Origin of the sequence: Vibrio sp. ER1A, assembly GCF_000733315.1 — a bacterium.
Lineage (GTDB): Bacteria > Pseudomonadota > Gammaproteobacteria > Enterobacterales > Vibrionaceae > Vibrio > Vibrio mediterranei.
The window spans coordinates 19,729-38,500 of sequence record NZ_JPJA01000088.1; the positions used below are offsets into that span (position 1 = coordinate 19,729).

General features: G+C 45.9%; 15 protein-coding genes. 12 read left to right on the top strand and 3 right to left on the bottom strand.

What is annotated here, in order from left to right:
- Positions 1-48: 48 nt before the first annotated feature.
- On the bottom strand, positions 49-1,077 hold the full coding sequence (locus HW45_RS15750; RefSeq protein WP_038228045.1) for an AraC family transcriptional regulator: 1,029 nt from the start codon (positions 1,075-1,077) through the stop codon (positions 49-51).
- 167 nt (positions 1,078-1,244) lie between these two features.
- Between HW45_RS15750 and HW45_RS15755 the strand changes: the two genes are divergently transcribed.
- From HW45_RS15755 to HW45_RS15770, 4 genes are all read left to right on the top strand, one after another.
- Positions 1,245-2,726, top strand: a complete 1,482-nt coding sequence (locus HW45_RS15755; protein ID WP_038228047.1) for a coniferyl aldehyde dehydrogenase — start codon at positions 1,245-1,247, stop codon at positions 2,724-2,726.
- Between the two features lie 93 nt (positions 2,727-2,819).
- Positions 2,820-4,382: a long-chain-fatty-acid--CoA ligase gene (locus tag HW45_RS15760; protein ID WP_038228050.1), complete on the top strand. Its 1,563-nt coding sequence runs from the start codon at positions 2,820-2,822 to the stop codon at positions 4,380-4,382.
- Positions 4,369-6,003 carry a GMC family oxidoreductase gene (locus tag HW45_RS15765; protein ID WP_038228052.1) on the top strand — a complete coding sequence of 545 codons (1,635 nt, stop codon included), beginning with the start codon at positions 4,369-4,371 and terminating at the stop codon, positions 6,001-6,003. The genes HW45_RS15760 and HW45_RS15765 overlap by 14 nt, the downstream gene beginning before the upstream one ends.
- 204 nt (positions 6,004-6,207) lie before the next feature.
- Entirely contained in the window at positions 6,208-7,119 is a 912-nt protein-coding gene (locus tag HW45_RS15770) for an alpha/beta fold hydrolase (protein ID WP_038228054.1), read from the top strand.
- Here HW45_RS15770 and HW45_RS15775 read toward each other — a convergent pair.
- Positions 7,097-8,140: an AraC family transcriptional regulator gene (locus HW45_RS15775; RefSeq protein WP_038228056.1), complete on the bottom strand. Its 1,044-nt coding sequence runs from the start codon at positions 8,138-8,140 to the stop codon at positions 7,097-7,099. The genes HW45_RS15770 and HW45_RS15775 overlap by 23 nt on opposite strands.
- 219 nt (positions 8,141-8,359) lie before the next feature.
- Between HW45_RS15775 and HW45_RS15780 the strand changes: the two genes are divergently transcribed.
- The 7 genes from HW45_RS15780 (at position 8,360) to phnE (HW45_RS15810) (ending at position 16,958) form a co-directional block, all read left to right on the top strand.
- On the top strand, positions 8,360-10,333 hold the full coding sequence (locus tag HW45_RS15780; protein WP_038228058.1) for a sensor histidine kinase: 1,974 nt from the start codon (positions 8,360-8,362) through the stop codon (positions 10,331-10,333).
- A complete protein-coding gene (locus tag HW45_RS15785) occupies positions 10,330-11,685 on the top strand; it encodes a sigma-54-dependent transcriptional regulator (protein WP_038228059.1) in 1,356 nt (451 codons plus the stop codon). The genes HW45_RS15780 and HW45_RS15785 overlap by 4 nt, the downstream gene beginning before the upstream one ends.
- A gap of 287 nt (positions 11,686-11,972) precedes the next feature.
- Positions 11,973-13,190, top strand: a complete 1,218-nt coding sequence (locus tag HW45_RS15790) for a glycerophosphodiester phosphodiesterase family protein (protein WP_006071558.1) — start codon at positions 11,973-11,975, stop codon at positions 13,188-13,190.
- Positions 13,191-13,429: 239 nt separating this feature from the next.
- Positions 13,430-14,470 carry a phosphate/phosphite/phosphonate ABC transporter substrate-binding protein gene (gene phnD, locus HW45_RS15795; RefSeq protein ID WP_006071559.1) on the top strand — a complete coding sequence of 347 codons (1,041 nt, stop codon included), beginning with the start codon at positions 13,430-13,432 and terminating at the stop codon, positions 14,468-14,470.
- Positions 14,471-14,599: 129 nt separating this feature from the next.
- The gene (gene phnC / locus HW45_RS15800; protein ID WP_006071560.1) at positions 14,600-15,370 is read left to right on the top strand and encodes a phosphonate ABC transporter ATP-binding protein; all 771 of its coding nucleotides are present in this window, start codon (positions 14,600-14,602) and stop codon (positions 15,368-15,370) included.
- Positions 15,358-16,155, top strand: coding sequence for a phosphonate ABC transporter, permease protein PhnE (gene phnE / locus HW45_RS15805; protein WP_006071561.1), 798 nt, complete (start codon positions 15,358-15,360; stop codon positions 16,153-16,155). Before phnC ends, phnE (HW45_RS15805) begins: the two co-directional genes overlap by 13 nt.
- Positions 16,155-16,958 carry a phosphonate ABC transporter, permease protein PhnE gene (phnE, locus tag HW45_RS15810; RefSeq protein ID WP_006071562.1) on the top strand — a complete coding sequence of 268 codons (804 nt, stop codon included), beginning with the start codon at positions 16,155-16,157 and terminating at the stop codon, positions 16,956-16,958. The genes phnE (HW45_RS15805) and phnE (HW45_RS15810) overlap by 1 nt, the downstream gene beginning before the upstream one ends.
- An 83-nt stretch (positions 16,959-17,041) precedes the next feature.
- Here phnE (HW45_RS15810) and HW45_RS15815 read toward each other — a convergent pair whose 3' ends face one another.
- Positions 17,042-17,824, bottom strand: a complete 783-nt coding sequence (locus HW45_RS15815) for an HAD-IIB family hydrolase (protein WP_038228062.1) — start codon at positions 17,822-17,824, stop codon at positions 17,042-17,044.
- Positions 17,825-18,139: 315 nt separating this feature from the next.
- On the opposite strand from HW45_RS15815, the gene HW45_RS15820 reads away from it, so the two are divergent.
- Positions 18,140-18,772: DeoR/GlpR family DNA-binding transcription regulator (locus tag HW45_RS15820; protein ID WP_038228063.1), on the top strand; the 633-nt coding region annotated here is incomplete at its 3' end.

The window sequence follows — 18,772 nt, forward strand, 5'->3', positions numbered from 1 at the left end:
TTTTCAAGGAAATGACGGGTTGTATTAAGACGAACAACAGTAGAGCACCTATTGCTCACCTGCCTTACGAAACTCCTTCGGCGAACACCCGCTCCATTTCCTAAATGCGTGCCGAAAATTGGCACTGTCAGAAAAACCAATTCGCTCTGAAATCTCTTCCATGGTGATTTGTGTAGTAAGCAGGTAGTGGCGGGCCAGTCGATAGCGCACATTATCAAGCACCTGTTGATAGCTGGTCCCTTCTGCTTTCAAATGACGGCGCAGCGTACGTGATGACATGCCCAACTCGGAAGACAAGGCTTCAATGGATGGATAGTTGCCTAGACGTTCGATAAATATCTGACTGATTTTTTCTTGCAAACTGGTACCGCCTTCGGCTTTTTCCAGCATTTCATCACAAGATTTCAAACACATTTTCAGCGTCATTGCATTGGCAGCAGGCAGAGGCTCGTAAAGTACCGTAGCGTCAAACTGCCATTCCAAACAATCACTATCGAACTCAATGGGGCAATGAAAAACTTGCTCGTATAAGTGACCATATTCTGGCTCAGGGAAGGGGAATTTAATCAATGTCGACGGGAATGGCTGCTGCATCACCTCTTCACACAAATTTTGAATGGCAGTGAACCAGTACTCGGAGCAAAACGGCAGCAGTTCGTCCAAATCGATAAGTTGCTCGGCGCGAAAATAACCGACATTACCTTCGACCCACATCTTCTTTTTAAGCACCGGGCCGGCCAGACGAAGGTATTTAAACCCCATCATAAGAGCATCAAGCATGGTGTTGCTGCTGAACACCGCATAGCCCAACACTCCAAAATCACTGAACCTTGCTTGCTTACCCACTTGGAGCCCTAAACCCGCTTCATTTGTCTGAGTGAGTGCGTTGCTGAAGATAGCCATCTTTTGAGCAAAAGTGAGCTGTGTATCTGGCTGATAGAGTTGGGAAGAAGTGACGGTCGTACCCTCAAATAATGATTCGGTGGCAAAGCGACTGTCGAGATAACGCGCCATAAGCTGAAGATCTAAAATCCCGCAAGCTTGAGTATCTGGCTCATAAACTGCCGTGTATTGCATCCAACTTCTCCAAAAAGGTTAATAGGCGACTTTCAATAAATTAGCGTGATTGTGGGATCTCAATGTCTGAACAATGTCCGAATTTCACCGCTTTTTGTCTCAATGTAACCTGTGCTCAATGTTATCAGAATGTTGTAATGAGGCAAATTTCAATGCGAGATTAATAAATGAGCGAAATGATTGATTGGGTAAAAGATGTAGGTTCTGAATGCGAAAGTGTCGAAGTGAGCGAGCTTAATACTTGGTTTTCTGAGCTTCAAACCGCATACCAACAAGAGACCAACCCTTCACTTGCTGTGCGAAAACAGCGATTGCAGGCTCTCAAAACACAGCTAACGCGATATCAATCGGTATTAGCGGAGGCAATGAGTGATGACTTTGGCGGGCGCAGCCATACCGAGTCATTAATGGCTGACGTGTTAGCACCTATTCTCGATATCAACCATGTTAATCGCCACTTGAAAAGCTGGATGAAATCGAAAAGTCGCCCAACGGAATGGTTGTTTAAAGGCAATAAGTTACAGGTTCGCTATCAACCAAAAGGTGTGGTGGGGATTATCTGTCCTTGGAACTTTCCGCTTTATCTTTCTATTGGCCCGATGATTACCGCGTTGGCAGCAGGTAATCGCTGCATGATTAAGATGCCGCCTAACTGTCCGGCAACCACAAAGGCTCTGCGAACAATGTTGGCTGAGATATACGCGCCAGATCTCGTCAGAATTGTTGATGGTACGCATTCAGAAGCGATGGAAATCTCTCACTTGCCGTTTGACCATCTGGTCTTTACCGGGTCACCAAATAGCGGCAAAACCATAATGGCCAATGCGGCGGCTAACCTAACGCCTGTGACGTTGGAGCTGGGCGGAAAGTCTCCGGTGGTGGTTTTTGATGACTACGATATTGAGAAAGCAGCAAGCCGCATTGCTCATGGCAAAGGCTTTAATTCAGGACAGATTTGTATCGCTCCGGATTATGCGTTTGTTCCAGAAGGCAAGGTCGATGCATTTGTAGAAGCGCTCAAAAAAGCTCACATCAAGATGTACGGGGAGATCGAGGGTAACGCTGATTATACATCTCTAGTGGATGATGCACAGTATCAAAGGTTTGCTGCTCTAGTCGAAGATGCGCGAATTAAAGGGGCGACGATCACTCAATGTTTGTCTCAAGGCGAAGGTCGAAAAATGCCGCTCTTTATCGCCACTAATCTAAAACCGAGTATGCGAATTTGCCAGGAAGAAATCTTTGGGCCATTACTGCCAGTTCATAGTTACCAGTCAATTGACGATGTGGTGCAATACATTATTGAGCGCCCCAGACCGTTAGCTTGTTACCTATTTAGCCATAACACGCAGCAACGAGAAGCGCTGTTAAATCAAACCCATAGTGGCGGTGTCACCATAAACGATTGGGGCTGGCATGTACTTAACCATTCGGTGCCATTTGGTGGTGTGGGTAACTCTGGTATTGGTAACTACCACGGCGAAGAAGGTTTTCGTGAGTTGAGCCATGCACGCACAGTGTTGCAAATGAGAGAGTGGTTTCCGATTCAGCTCTTTTCTCCGCCTTACGGCAATCTTGTTCAGAAGTTGGTGCTGCGCGTGTTTGTTGGTAAGCCAGACCCAGACCTCAAAACCCATTCCTCAAAATAACACGAATAATCTAATCCACTAACAACGGGCCATTTTAAGAATCTTCGGCGCGCCAGTATTTACTGGCGTGGTACACCTACAAGGAGACCTCGGATGCATAACCTTGCTGTTAATCTTGAGCGCAGTGCTGCGCTCTTCCCGGACAAAACTGCTCTCAGAATGGGCGCAGAGGAGATCAGCTATCAACAACTGGAGAGTGCGGCTAGTACTGTTGCTCACAACCTCAAGCAACTTGGCTTGGAACAAGGGGACAAAGTGGCGCTTTCGTGTCCTAATGTTACCTACTTCCCCATCGCTTATTACGGAATTTTAAAGGCAGGCTGCGTGGTCGTACCGCTCAACACGCTGTTTAAGAACCGGGAGATCGCCTACCATCTGCAAGACTCTGATGCTAAAGCGTATTTCTGTTTTGAAAATCAAGACATGGATCCAAGTGAGCAATACGGACGTTTGGGCTTTTCTCAAGTGGACAGCTGTGAACACTTCATACCCATGATGACAGTTGATGAGAGTGAACACTCATTAGAGCAGTGGTTGCAACAACCGCCGCAAGTGTTTGAATCTGCAGCAATGCAAGGGGACGATACTGCAGTCATTCTTTATACGTCAGGTACTACAGGACAACCGAAAGGCGCAGAGCTTTCTCACTCTAATATGTTGGCAAACGCAATGTCGTCTCAGTATTTAATGCGACTAGAGTACAGCGATACCACGATGGCGACCCTACCTTTATTTCACAGTTTTGGTCAAACCGTCATGATGAACGCCAGTGTGCTTACGGGCTCGTCGATTGTGCTCATTCCTCGCTTTGACCCTAAGTTGGTTATTCAACAAATCATCGACCACAAAGTCAGTGTTTTTGCGGGTGTACCCACCATGTATATCGCTCTGTTGACGGTGGGTGAGCAATTACCAGAGCATTCTGAACAGGTTAAACATAGCTTGAGACTGGGTGTTTCTGGTGGGGCGTCCATGCCAGTAGAGGTGATTCGTCAGTTCGAATCGCGCTTTGAGTTACCCGTCTTGGAAGGCTATGGTTTATCGGAAACGGCTCCCGTAGCTACTTTCAACCATATCGACGGTGACCGTTTACCAGGTAGTGTAGGTCAGCCGTTATGCGGTCATATGATTAAGATATCTGATGTTCAAGGTAATGCGCTGCCTATTGGAGAGTTAGGAGAAGTGTGCATTAAGAGCCCAAGTGTAATGAAAGGCTATTACGGTAGAGCCGAAGCCAGTGCAGAAGCGTTACGTGATGGCTGGTTCTGGAGTGGTGATATTGGACGACTTGATGAGCATGGCAATTTATTCATTGTCGATAGAGTGAAAGATATGATCATTCGCGGTGGCTATAACGTCTACCCACGTGAGATTGAAGAAGTACTGATGTGTCATCCGGATGTAGAAATGGTGGCCGTTGTCGGTGAGCATGATGAGCGACTTGGTGAGGAAATTCATGCTCACGTTGTGTTGCATGAAAACTGCACCAGTGATGGCGAAACCTTAGTAGCGTGGTGCCGTAGTCAACTTGCTGATTACAAATATCCACGCCGTGTATTTATTCGAGCATCACTGCCAATGACGGCAACAGGAAAGATCTTGAAACGCGAACTGCATCCATTGGATGTGATGGAGGTAGTCGATGGACAGCTATGATTTCATTATTGTCGGTGGTGGTTCAGCAGGTTGCGTGCTTGCTTCAAGGCTATCGGAAGATCCTACTGTGAATGTTTGTTTGCTAGAAGCCGGAGGTAAAGATACCAGTCCGTTTATTCACACGCCCGTTGGCTGTGTTGTGATGATGCCAACCAAAATCAACAACTGGGGGTTTGAAACCGTTCCTCAGCCGGGACTCAATGGTCGTAAGGGTTATCAACCCAGAGGGAAGACCTTGGGTGGTTCGAGCTCAATCAATGCCATGATGTACGCACGTGGTCACCGTTATGATTATGATCGTTGGGCATCATTAGGGAATGAAGGCTGGAGCTACGATGAGTGTCTACCGTATTTCAAAAAAGCAGAAAATAATGAAGTTCATCATGATGACTTTCATGGCCAAGGTGGGCCGCTTAACGTCGCCGATTTGCGGTCACCCAGCCCAATGGTGGAAAGATATCTATCAGCGTGCGAGTCAATTGGCGTGCCGACCAACCATGACGTGAATGGCGCTGAGCAGTTTGGTGCTATGCAAACGCAGGTGACGCAATTAAACGGTGAGAGGTGCAGTGCGGCAAAAGCTTACTTAACGCCAAACCTTAATCGTCCGAACTTAACCGTGCTCACCAAAGCCACCACGCATAAGGTGTTGTTCGATGGAAAGCGAGCGATTGGTGTGGAGTATGGAATGAAAGGGCAGCGTTTCCAAATTTACTGCAACAAGGAAGTCATTCTAAGCGCTGGTGCGTTTGGTACTCCGCAAGTGCTGCTGCTATCTGGAGTTGGTCCTAAACAAGAGCTAGACAAACATGGTATCGACCAAGTGCATGAGTTGGCGGGAGTAGGTAAGAACCTGCAAGACCATATCGACTTGGTGCACTCATACCGAACTACGGCCAAACGTGACACCTTTGGTGTATCACTAAAAATGGCGTCGGAGGCCAGTAAAGCAGTGCCTCAATGGTTCAAACAGCGTCAAGGCAAGCTGAGTAGTAATTTCGCCGAAGGTATCGGGTTTTTGTACTCTGATGATGACGTCGATGTGCCTGACTTAGAGTTTGTCTTCGTCGTAGCGGTGGTGGACGATCATGCTCGAAAAATCCACATGAGCCATGGATTCAGTTCTCACGTAACGCTACTCAGACCGAAAAGTACCGGCACGGTAACCCTAAATAGCGCCGACCCTTACGACGTTCCAAGCATTGACCCTGCTTTCTTCCAAGATCCTGATGACATGAGAGTGATGATCAAAGGTTGGAAAAAACAGTATCAGATGCTGCAAAGTGAGGCGTTTGATGACGTTCGCGGAGCGAGTTTCTATCCGGTTGACCCGGACGACGACGCCGCGATTGAGCAAGATATACGCAATCGCGCCGATACTCAGTATCATCCGATTGGTACCTGTAAGATGGGGATTTCGGATGACCCTGAAGCGGTCGTAAATAGTGAACTGTCCGTATACGGGATGGATAATCTACGGGTGATTGACGCATCTGTGATGCCGACGTTGGTGGGTGGCAATACCAATGCACCGACTATCATGATCGCCGAGAAAATTGCTGACGTGATCAAAGCAAAATACTCGATTTGTCATCCTGCTGATGCTTCAAAAGTCAGTTAACCACTGAACACAGACCAAGCCGTCATGGCTTGGTCTATGTATCAAATCGCTCTTTCCCTTGACCTCCTTCGTTGTTGTTCCCTCACTAGAGTCAAATGAGTCCTAAGAACGCGATTTTGCAACCTGACGACCTATTTCTCACCACCATAGTCTCTACACTCAAGCTTCTAGAATGGAAAGTGCAGTATGTAGGGAGAGGGAAATATGAATTGGAATGTGGCACCAATGATGGCGTTGGTCATGTTGCTGCAAGGATGTGGCGCACAAAATGGCTCACAAGCCATTGAACAGAAATACACAAATCACGCCTCGAAATTTGCCACTGTTGAAGGTAAACGAGTGCATTACCGAGATGAAGGACAGGGTGAGGTGGTGATTTTACTGCATGGCACTTCATCGTCACTTCACGCGTGGGAACAATGGACGCAAATCCTCAAACAGGACTATCGCGTCGTACGTATGGACTTACCGGGTTTTGGCTTGACCGGGCATCTGCCTCAGAACCAGTACGAAATCGCTGACGATATTGCTTTTTTGAGCGCTTTTATTAGAGAACTCGACATCGAACAGGCACATTTTGTTGGTAGCTCTTTAGGAGGGCGCATCGCGTGGGAGTACAGTTTGCAACATCCAGAGCAGGTTAAAACCCTTACGTTGATAAACGCGTTAGGGTATCCGCAACAATCGTGGCCGCCAGGCATTGAGATGGCCCAGTGGCCAGTCATCGATAAGATAATGGAACACATAACTCCAAGATTTATGTTCGAGGATGGGCTTAAAGAGGTTTACTTCGACCCGCTGCTCGTGGATGCGGCGTTGATTGATCGATACTACGAACTGACCACCTACCAACAAAATCGACAGGGATTCACACGTCGGGTCAAGGCATCGCTGGATGAGGACTCGGATAAGATAACGCAAGTTGCTAAACCGACTCTTATTCTGTGGGGGAAGGAAGACCGTTACTTTCCAGCTGAAAATGCGCGAAAGTTTGAGCGTGATATTCGGGGCTCTTATGCTGTGGTGTATGACGATGTGGGACACTTACCGATGGAAGAGGTCCCAGAACGATCAGCACAGGCATTTAAACAGTTTATCTCGAAAGGTAAGCCTTAGGACTAACCTGATACCAGCGCTTGAACGCTTTATAGAAGCTGCTGGTATCTTTAAAACCAAGACGATAGCTCAACTCAGTCACGCTTGGAGGCGGGGTTTGAGTTAGCCAACGAACTGCAAACTGCTTTCTAGTATCATCAAGAATACTCTGGAAGGAGGTATGCTCTTTTTCCAGTTTGCGGTAAAGGGTTTGTCGGCTGGTGTGTAATTGCTGTGCAACCTTGTCTACGCTGAGTAGTTCTCCATTTTCTAGTCCGTTTACTACTATGGTCCTGACTTGCTGCTGGACAGGTTGAGTTTTCGTTAGGGTCTCAAGATGACTTTGTGCGGTTTTTGCCATCATCGTTTTTAGATACTCACTACTTGTCACAATGGAAAGGTTGAGCCATTTCGATTCAAATATCAGCTGGTGATCAGCACAGTTAAATTCAATGACTTCTCCAAAGGTTAGTTGATATTTATCCACATAGTTCGGAGCCAAATACCCAAACTTAGCTTTGGTTAGCGGGAAGGATTGGGTACTCAGCATTCTCGCCCACGTCACCATCGCACTCATACTACGTTCGATGGCGGCTCTAGGGTAGTTATGCAGTGATTCAATGGAGAGGGTTAAGCGGCACTGCTGCCCATCGTCTTCTACTTGCCAACTCTCCGAAGCATTCATCAGCAAAATATTACTTTGAAACGTGTTAAAGGCATCTCTTAACGTCGCGCATTGACTCACCCAACTTGCTAGTACACCTTTTGATTCAGGGGAAATGGTTCGCCCAATGATGAGTCCAATGTCGGGCGATGGATGGTGCTGTTCGAGCAGTGACCACAAGGCAACCATTTGGCTTTCTGGAAGCCGGTCCGATGGCGATAGCTTGGCGCTATTTTGAATAGCCTTTAGCGTAATAGCGTCAAGGTGATTGGATGTTTCTACCTGTTCGCGCAAAGCGGCTGGCAACAGTGGATAGGCATTTACCAAATCAATGACAGAGGCGAGTGAAACGGATTTTTCGATAGAGTTATCTGCCATGAGTGTTACCAAAATTTTAAGTTATAGCTAACTAATATCGCAATTTTCCTCGTCTATCAATCTAGAGTGCTTGTAAAAAATGGTTAGTTCATAAGATGTTAGCTAATTGTGCCTATCAACCATTCTCTCAAAAAGCGGACTATGTCCTTTATTTAATTATTGTTATGGTGTTTTATATGGCTTGTTAATGATCTGGTGGTGTAGAGGGCAAATCAGTCAATGGAAATGATACGTGAGTTACGTGAACACTCTAACCAAAGCGTGGCGGCGAGATTTCGTCGTGTGGTTTCTTTGATGCGCCAACAACGCTGGATGAGATTGCGAGGTATAGAACTACGCCTGATTCTGGCACTCGCTATGCTCGCGTTCACTACATTAATCCTATCTGTGGTTACCACTTATACGTTCAATGACCTTAACCAACGTCTTATTGTTCTGAAAGAGAACAAGATCCCAGCCTTGGAGCAGGCCGCTCTGCTCAATGACAAAGTTCGATCGATCATTACCACCTCTTCTCAGCTTAGTGAAGCGGACTCGAATTTAGAGCGAAAGCAGGCCATGCAGAAGATAGAGCGTGCCATTGATGAGATGGATCAGATTATGATCCAGTTTCCGGATTATCACTCGTATTACAAAGAAATGATTGCTCAGGTCAGTAATAGCTTGAGCTTATTGCATCAAAGCGAAAACGAATCACAACAACTCAATCTAGAGCTGCGAGATTTGCTGGAAGGCTTCTACCCGCTATTGAAACAAGCCACTCAGTCACTGGACCAGTTGCCAACTGCGGCCAAAGCTCAAATTCAATACACACAGATGAAGTCGTTGCTCTACTACCAACTTGGGCTGGTGGAAAAGCTCTATAGCGATGCCAGCTTTAACGAGCTTGATTACACCACTTACCGAATTGAGCAAATTGGTCAAGAGTGGTGGACGTTATGGCAACAAAGTGGCGTCAAGTTACAGTTTCCTGAGATCGACCAAAAACTCTCGATTATTTACGACTTGTCTTCTAGCTCGAGCCGCCTGTATACCCTAAAAAACAAAGCACTGGATCACCGATATCAAGAGCAGTATTTCTTGCAGAACAGCCGCGACCATTTGAACCAGTTAACGGTGCAAATTGAATCTAATACCAATAAGGTTAATCGTAACATCGACAACTCCATTGCTGTAGTTCAACAGTCATTGCTTTCAAACCAACAATTATCGTTAGCGCTGTCTCTGTTTAGTGTGTTAGCGGCAGTGGGTATCTCATGGTTTTATGTACGTAAAAACATTCTTGAACGACTTACGCAACTGAAACACAACATGTTTGCTATCTCGACGGGCCATTTAGATACTGAAGTGGCGATTCGTGGAAATGATGAAGTGACCCAAATGGCTAAATACCTCAAAGTGTTTCAGTCAACAGCGAAAGTGGTGAAGCAGACCAACCGACGCTTGGAAGCGGAAGTGGTGGAGCGTACGGCCGCAGAGGAAAAATTACGTATTACCCAAAACGAATTGATTCAAGCAGGGAAACTCGCGGCGTTGGGGCAGCTCAGTGTCGGGATTACTCATGAAATCAATCAGCCACTTACTGCGGTTAATAGTCATGTCCGTAGCGCACAGCGTTGGCTTGAAAAAGAGCGCCCCGATAAAGCCATAACCAACCTTCAAAAAATCGAAGTGCTATTGGAGAAAGTGGCAGCAATCACCAGACACCTTAAAGCATTTGCTGGAAAAAGTGACGGTAGGCTTGAAAACGTACCGTTAAACAATGTGGTGGAAGATGCTCTTGAACTCTTTGATAACCGAAGAGAGGGGGTATCGATTGTGTTCAAACAGCAGCCGGACTGTTTGGTTCGAGCCAACAGCATTAGATTGGAACAAGTTTTGGTGAATTTGGTCAGCAACGCCTTAGACGCTGTGGAAGGGAGCGCCGAACCACTATTGGTGGTTTCCATTTGGAGCGACACCAAAACAGTTTCAGTTTCCGTCCAAGACAATGGGAAAGGCATACCTGCCGATGAGTTACCCTATCTTTTTGACCCATTTTACTCCACTAAGCGTTCAGGTAAGGGGCTCGGGCTTGGGCTCTCTATTGCATACAACATTATTCAAGATTTTGGAGGGACGATTCACGTCCAATCCGAGATTGATCAGGGCACTGAGTTTATTGTGACTCTGCAACAAGGCAATCCATCATGACACAACAAAAACACATCGTCCTCATTGACGACGAACACGACGTAGTAGAAGCAGTAAGTGAAATGCTAGAACTTGAAGGTTTCGCAGTTACGGCGTTCACTGACCCAAAAAAAGCGCTACGATCACTTACCAATAACAGTCGCTCGGTTGTGTTGTGTGATGTCAGGATGCCCTCGGTTGACGGCCTAACATTGTTAAGCTCAATTCAACATCGCGCGCCACAAGTTCCGGTTTTATTGATGAGTGGTCATGGGGATATTCCGATGGCTATCGAAGCAATGAAGTTGGGGGCGTTCGACTTTATCGAAAAGCCGCTTAATGCCGATGAGGTGATCGCCAAGCTCGATTTAGCTCAGTTACAAGCGCAACAAACTCTCGCTAGTACCCCATCTCTGGAGTCGACCGACAGCGAAGCGATTGAATCCGTGATTATTGGTCAATCTAAAGCGATGGAAACCATACGTAAGCAAGTGCTCGCGCTCGCTAACACAGGGGTGGATACCATCATTAATGGCGAGACAGGAACAGGAAAAGAAGTCGTAGCAAGAGCGCTTCACCAGTTTAGTCGCCGACAAGCCAAACCATTTGTCGCTATCAACTGTGGTGGAATGACCGAGAGTATTATTGAAAGTGAGCTGTTTGGTCATGAAGCGGGGTCGTTTACCAGTGCCAATAAAAAGCGCATTGGCAAAATTGAGCAGGCTAATGGAGGTACGTTGTTTCTTGATGAAATAGAGAGTATGCCCATAGCGGTACAGATAAAACTACTGCGCGTTATTCAAGAGCGAGTCATTGAGCGTGTGGGCGGGAATGAGTTAATACCAGTGGACATTGTTGTCGTAGCGGCCAGTAAGGCAGATCTTGCAGCATTAAGTGATACTGGCGAGTTCCGCTCGGATCTTTTCTATCGCCTTAATATCGCCAGTCTTAATCTGCCGCCATTGCGTCAACGTAAAGAAGATATCCAGAGTCTATTTAGGCATTTTGTTGGCCAGGCGAGTCAGAAATACAAGACTCGACCTTCCACGATTTATTCGGAACAGATTCAACAGCTATCGCGTCATGAGTGGCCGGGTAACGTGAGGGAACTACGTAACGTTGCGGACCGTTTTGTATTAGGCATCGTTGGTGATGGCTTTGATTTGCAAACGCCAATACAAGACGCCAGTGAGACTGAGTTTGCATTTGAAAAACAGATGGAACAATACGAACGCAATGTATTGACTGAGGCGTTAATTGAATCGGCTGGCAACATAAATGATGTCTCTAGCAAATTGAACTTACCGCGTAAGACGCTCTATCGGAAAATGAAAAAGCACCACTTGGATAAGGACGATTTTAAAGTGACCTAAGGCTTGAAGAGTGATGGAGATAATGGCAAGTCGCTTAGTGAGTGGTGAAGGACAATTGTGACCCAATAGCCAGTGATCTTTGTAAGTGGAAGTTCTAATTAACTGAAATTAAATAGTTTTATTGTTTTGGCATGAAGGGTGCAAATCACGTGCTTGTGATAATTTTGTCACATCCTTCACGGTAAAATAGGGTGTAGAAAACCAACGTTTTCGTTCCTATAAACGATAAACCGTGACCACTAACAAGGATTGATTCTCGTAGAGTAACGAGATGAAAGGAGAACTAAATGAAGCACATACTCACAGCAGTGGCAGGCGTCCTGATGGCGGTAAGCTCAACAAGTGTTTGGGCTGATGAACCCGCCAACTTGGGGCCAAGACCGGCGTATCTGGTGAATAGCATGGATGATAGCCCTCTTAAAGATAAGCTACTGAGTTGCAGTAATGGCGCGTTTGAGCGCAGTGATTTCTCTATCGGACACCGTGGTGCTGCGATGCAGTTTCCTGAACATACTAAAGAGTCTTATCTAGCGGCGATTGAGATGGGAGCGGGTGTACTGGAGTGTGATGTTACCTTCACCAAAGACAAGCAACTGGTTTGTCGTCACTCTCAAAGTGATTTGCACACAACAACCGATGTATTGGCACACCCAGATCTTGCAAAAAAATGCACCATACCGTTCCAGCCAGCTGATCCATCTACCGGTAAAGACGCACAAGTTGAGTGCCGCACATCAGACTTTACTCTGGCGGAGTTTAAGCGTTTGAAAGGCAAAATGGATGGCGCTAACCCGAAAGCGACCACTATCGAAGAATACATGCAGGGAACGCCAAGTTGGAGAACGGATCTGTATGCACAAAGTGGTACGTTAATGACCCATGCAGAGAGCGCTGCTCTGTTTAAGAAGCATGGGGTCAAAGTGACGCCGGAGCTAAAATCTGCAGCGGTTGAAATGCCGTTTGATGGCTTTAGCCAAGAAATGTACGCGCAAAAATTGATTGATGAACTCAAAGCCGCGGGTTTTGCGCCTTCCGATACCTACGTTCAGTCATTTAACCTAGATGACGTGAAATATTGGATTGCCGAGACTCCGGAGTTTGGCGAGCAAGCAGTGTATCTTGATGACCGTGTCTATGAGCAGAAAGACTTTGTTGCTTCTCTAGAGAACATGAAAGATCTGCATAAGCAGGGCGTCAATATTATCGCCCCACCGTTGTTCGCGTTAGTGCAACTTGATGACAAAGGACAAATAGTGGCATCTGATTATGCGAAACTGGCCAAGCAAGCTGATTTAGACATTATCGCTTGGACGCTGGAACGTTCTGGACCATTGAACAATGGCGGTGGATGGTACTATCAATCAGTCAAACCAGCTATCACAAAAGATGGTGACATGATGGTCATGCTAGATGTACTAGCCAAAGATGTAGGTGTGTTGGGTGTGTTTAGTGATTGGCCGGCAACAGTGACCTATTACGCTAACTGTATGGACATCGAATCGTAGATTTTTGAAGGTATAGTAAGGGCCTTCGGGCCCTTTTTTAGTGGCGTTAATCTTTGCAAAAAAAAGTTGGGACAAAACTGACTCAAATGACGGTTTGTTTAATGGACACTTTTGACCCATTTAGCTAACGTGTTTGAGTGGTGTAATTTAAATAATTGAATAATAAGAATAAAATTGTTGGCACGTCGCATGCAATATGTGACGTGATTACAACAACAACGTGAAAATAAGGTTTGAATATGAAAATCAGTGTTAAAGGACTGTTAATCGCTACCTCGCTGCTTGCACCTTCCCTCGCTCTAGCAAATGAATGCTCTAGCCGCGGCGTACTTGACGATAGATACTGTGATGAAAACAACGATTTGGTCGCTGACTCTCCGAAAAATGCCGATGAGTGGATTGATCCAAGTACCTTAGTATTTACCTACACACCAGTAGAAGATCCTGCATTGTACAAAGATGCGTTTGCTGACTTCCAAGCACATTTGAGCAAGATTACTGGTAAACGCGTAATTTACTACACGGTGCACTCAAACTCTGCTCAGGTTGAAGCGATGCGTTCTGGCCGACTTCACGTCGCAGGCTTTTCGACGGGTCCTACAGGTTATGCGGTAAACTTGGCAGGCTATGTCCCGATTGCAGTAAAAGGTGACGAAGCTGGCTTCCAAGGCTACAACCTGATTACTATCGTTCGCAAAGACAGCGGTATTAACGACATGTCTGACTTAAAGGGTAAAAAGGTTGCTCATACTTCTGCTTCATCCAACTCTGGTAACTTAGCACCACGCGCACTTTTCCCTGCTGAAGGACTTGTACCTGACCAAGACTACAAAGTGCTTTATTCAGGTAAACATGACCAATCTATTCTTGGCGTCTACAACGGCGACTATGACGCCGCGCCAGTCGCGTCAGACGTCTATGACCGCATGGTTGCAGCGGGTCGTGTTGACGATTCAGAACTAAAAATCATCTATCGCAGTCCTCGCTTCCCAACTTCAGCATTTGGTTACTCTTATAACCTGAAACCAGAACTGGTTGAGAAAATCAAAGAGGCATTCTTTAGTTACCGCTTTACCCCAGAAATGAGCGCTTCGTTTAAAGGCGCTGACCGTTTCTCACCAATCACTTATCAAGAGGAGTGGGGCGTGATTCGTGATATCGCACATGCCACGGGTACGGCTTACACCAAGGCGGGTCTGAAGAAGTTGGCTGAGAAAGATGCGGCGAAGCGTGCTAAGAAGAAAGCTGCGGAACTAGCAAAGCAAGCTAGCACTCAATAACTCCCCCCCTAATTTAAACCATTAGATCTTTGTTAACTATGCCCTCAAGGGTAGGGCATAGTTCATTCAAAATTTGCCTAATACGCTGAACAATCAAGAGCGAATTAGGGTAAGCACAAGGAAAGCAGTATGGCTGTAGCAAGCTACGACGGAATCAAAATCAATAACCTATTCCATGAATATGTCGCAGGTAAGCCAATCCTAAAAGGGATCGATATCGATATCGATGAACCGGGGATTATCGCGATCATTGGCCCATCTGGTACTGGTAAAAGTACCTTACTTCGATGTATCAATCGTCTCAACGACCCAACATCAGGTGAAATCCTGTTTGAAGGAGAAGACCTAACCAAGCTAAAGGGTCAAGAGTTGAGAAAGCAGCGCCGACACATAGGTATGGTGTTCCAAGAGTACAATTTAGTTGAACGTTTAACGGTTATTGAGAACGTACTAAGCGGCCGTTTGGGGTACATGAGTGCTTGGAATGCGTGGCGACGTAAATACTCTTCAGAAGATCTTGCTAAAGCATTTGAACTGCTCAATTTTGTTGGTTTACAAGATTTTGCTAACCAGCGAGCTGATAGCCTGTCTGGTGGTCAGCGTCAACGCGTTGGTATCGCAAGAGCCGTGATGCAAGACCCTTATATTCTGCTTGCCGATGAACCGACTTCGTCCTTGGATCCAAAAACCGCTGTGGAAATCATGGAGCTGATGGAGACCTTTGCTGAGCAGAAGAATATTCCGGTGCTGGTTAATATCCACGATGTGAACCTAGCGAAGCGATTTGCAAAACGCATTATCGGCATGTGTAACGGCAAGGTACATTATGACGGCAGCCCTGAGGGAATTACCGAAGAAGATCTGAAGATCATTTACGGAGGTGAGTCATGGCTGGACTAACTCCGAATGCAAAAATCAATGTTGAAAACCCATTCAAACCGTCGTGGACAAGTCGCGCGATTGTTGTTGCGGTTGTGGCGTATCTGTTTTACAGCGTCTCGACGTTGGGTCTGACATTTGACCGATTAATCATAGGTTTTGGTGAGAGTGAACGACTGATCTCTCGTATGATTCCACCTGATTTTTCTCGCACTAACTTGTTATTGAGTGGTTTAGCGGAGAGCTTGCAGATAGCTATCATTTCGAGCTTTTTCGGCATCGTTATTTCGCTCTTTTTGGGTCTACTAGCTGCACGAAACCTGATGCCTTTAATTGTGTCCACTCCGGTGCGAGGCTTTATCGCATTATGCCGTTCGTTCCACCCAGTCATCATTGCCATCTTGTTTGTTAAAGCGGTTGGGTTTGGCGCATTGGCGGGTATTTTGACGCTGGTGTTCGCGTCAATAGGGTTCATTGCCAAGCTATTTGCTGAGGCGATTGAAGAGATTTCCTTTAAGCCTGTAGAGGCGATTAGAGCAACCGGAGCAAGTTTTGCCAGCGTGATTCTATACGCGGTAATGCCACAAGTGTTTACTCGCTTCATCGGCTTTGCCAGTTATCAGCTTGACTCCAATTTACGTAACTCAACCATGGTCGGGATCGTTGGTGCTGGTGGACTTGGTGGTACCTTGTTCTCTGCATTCCAACGCTTTGATTATGATTTCGTTGCCGCCATTCTCATCACCATTATTGCACTCATTTTGGTTGGCGAGTTCTTGTCTAATATCGTGAGGAGAATCTTCTAATGACCACAGCAGCTATTGATAAAGAGTGGCAACGCTTTACTCCCAATGAGCGAATTGCGCGTTTCGCCGTGTATTTGTGCCTCGTATCTGCCATCGTTTGGTCATGGCAAACGGTGGAAGTGATTCCAGAGTTTTTGTATGACGCGCCAGCGCAATTTGCCGACATGTTTCAGCGTATGGTGCCTTTGGATTACGCTTTCTACCCGCAAACCATTCATGCGGCGATGATAGAAACGCTGCATATCGCAACACTGGGTACACTATTTACTTTGATTTTTGCAATACCTCTCGCGCTGCTTAATGCACCGAATATTACACCAAGCAAAACCTTAAACTGGATTGCCCAGTTCTTCTTGGTATCTTCGCGCTCAGTGAACTCATTGGTTTGGGCGCTATTGTTTATTGCGTTGTTTGGCCCCGGTGTTCTGGCTGGCATTATGGCGATTGCGATCCGCAGCGTCGGTTTTGTAGGGAAACTGCTGTCGGAAGCCATTGCTGAAGTGAACATGGGGCCTATCGAGGCATTACGAGCGACGGGGGCGTCTTGGATGAGCGTGATTGTCAAAGGCTATTGGCCTCAAGTAATGCCCGCTTTTTATTCGATTGTGTTGTTCCGCTGGGACATCAACGTACGTGAATCTGCGGTGCTTGGTTTAGTTGGGGCAGGGGGGATCGGCGTAGTTCTTAACGATGCTCAAAACCTATTCGAATGGCAGAAAGTCTCAATGGTGTTAGTGACGATTTTCGCAGTCGTTATTATTGCTGAAGCTTTAGTCATTCACATTCGAAACAAGTTAATCTAGTTGATTTATACCCAATAAAAAACGGCCATTATGGCCGTTTTTTATTGCTATTAACTTTTTACTGCTACTAGTTTTTATTGCTATTAACTTTGCTTGAGCGCAATCAGTTTCTCGGCAAACTCTGCAAATCCGAAGCCACCCGGCTTAGTCATCACAAGGCTAGGCTTATGTTCTAGCTTATCCCAATAGTGCGTAATGTTGGCCACACCCACGGTGAGAAGTAAGCGCTCAAACATCAATTGATCATTAAGAGAGTCCCCTACGTAGCAGCACTGCTCATCAACCTTATGGCCCTCAATGCCTTTGCCTTTCAAGAAGCTGAGAGATGAGTGGCGTTTAGAGTGGTCACCATACCAAGCATTAATATGAATAGAACTTGCAGTAGCATGCGCACCCAAAGCATGGATTCGAGTCAGTACCTGTTGAACAATGTTCGGATCTACAGGCTCACGGTTCTGACCAATATCAATGGCAACTTCGCATAATCGATAGGATTGGTCGAGAGTTAACGCTAAATCAGGAAAATCGCTCAATATATCCAGTACTTGCTGCTTGAGTTTGGCTTGATCTGCGCGAATCTGCTCCAAAGGTTGCTCGGTGGTTATTTGTAACGCGCCATCTTTCTTTTCCAACAAGAATGCACCATTTTCTCCGAGTACCGCATCCACTGGCCACAACTGAGCAATATGGTCACACCATCCTGCACAAGCACCAGTCACCGCCACCACTTTGATGCCATTATCTCGCAGAGACTGTAGGGCGATGAGAGTGTCAGGAGGCAAGGAGCCATCCCACGTTAAGGTGTCATCAACATCGGTCAGGACCCAGTTGATCTGCTTCCATTCTGAAGAGAGTGGATTGGTCATACTTTCTATTCTCAATTGTACTTTTTATCGTGTTTTCAATAGTACCAAAACGGCAAAATTATGCAGTGACGTAGGTAGATTTAGCTATGCCTATATGACGTTTGAAGCGTTGGAACACACTCAAATGTCACAATGTATGTCTGGTTTCCGCCGCTTATGCCCGTTTCCCACAGTCAATGCCCGTTTTTTTGTGTGGTAAACCAAACAATCGGGCAAAAGTGGTCACTGAAAAATCTAGTGTGAGCTGGGTCGTAGTTTTTTTGGCCTTTTCGATTAATCTGTTAATAACAGCAAAGCAGTTGGTAGTAGGAAACGATGCAAGCAATTACCAGAGCGAATTTTATCTTGGGTTTAATTTCAAAGGTTGGTCAAGTTTCAGTTCAAGACTTGGCATCGGAATTAAATGTGTCGGTGGAAACAATTCGTCGAGACCTTAAAACGCTAGATAAAAAAGGTGAATTAATTCGTACTCATGGTGGCGCTATAAGTAAGCGTTATATTGATGAAGGAACCTCGTTTACTAATCGAGCCTCAAGCAATATGCAAGACAAACAAGATTTGGCTAAACAAGTTATTGAACATATTTATGAAGGTGCCGTTATCGGTTTAGACGCTAGCTCTTCAAGTTGGCTAGTTGCTCAAGCATTACCTGATATTCGTTGTACGATTGTAACCAACTCGTTGAATAATATTAGTGTCCTATCTGGGAAAAAGAATATAACGATTATTAGCTTAGGTGGACACTATTCAGAAAAATACAAATCATTCTATGGTTTGATTGCCAAAAATACTTTGCAGGAAATGGCGCTTGACCTGAGTGTAATCTCGTGTGTGGGCTTTGATGAACATAGTGGTGTGTGGGATTCGAATGAATACAATTACGAGATAAAAAAGACGCTCATCCAAGTGTCGAGCAAGAATATTCTTATTGCGGATAAGAATAAATAC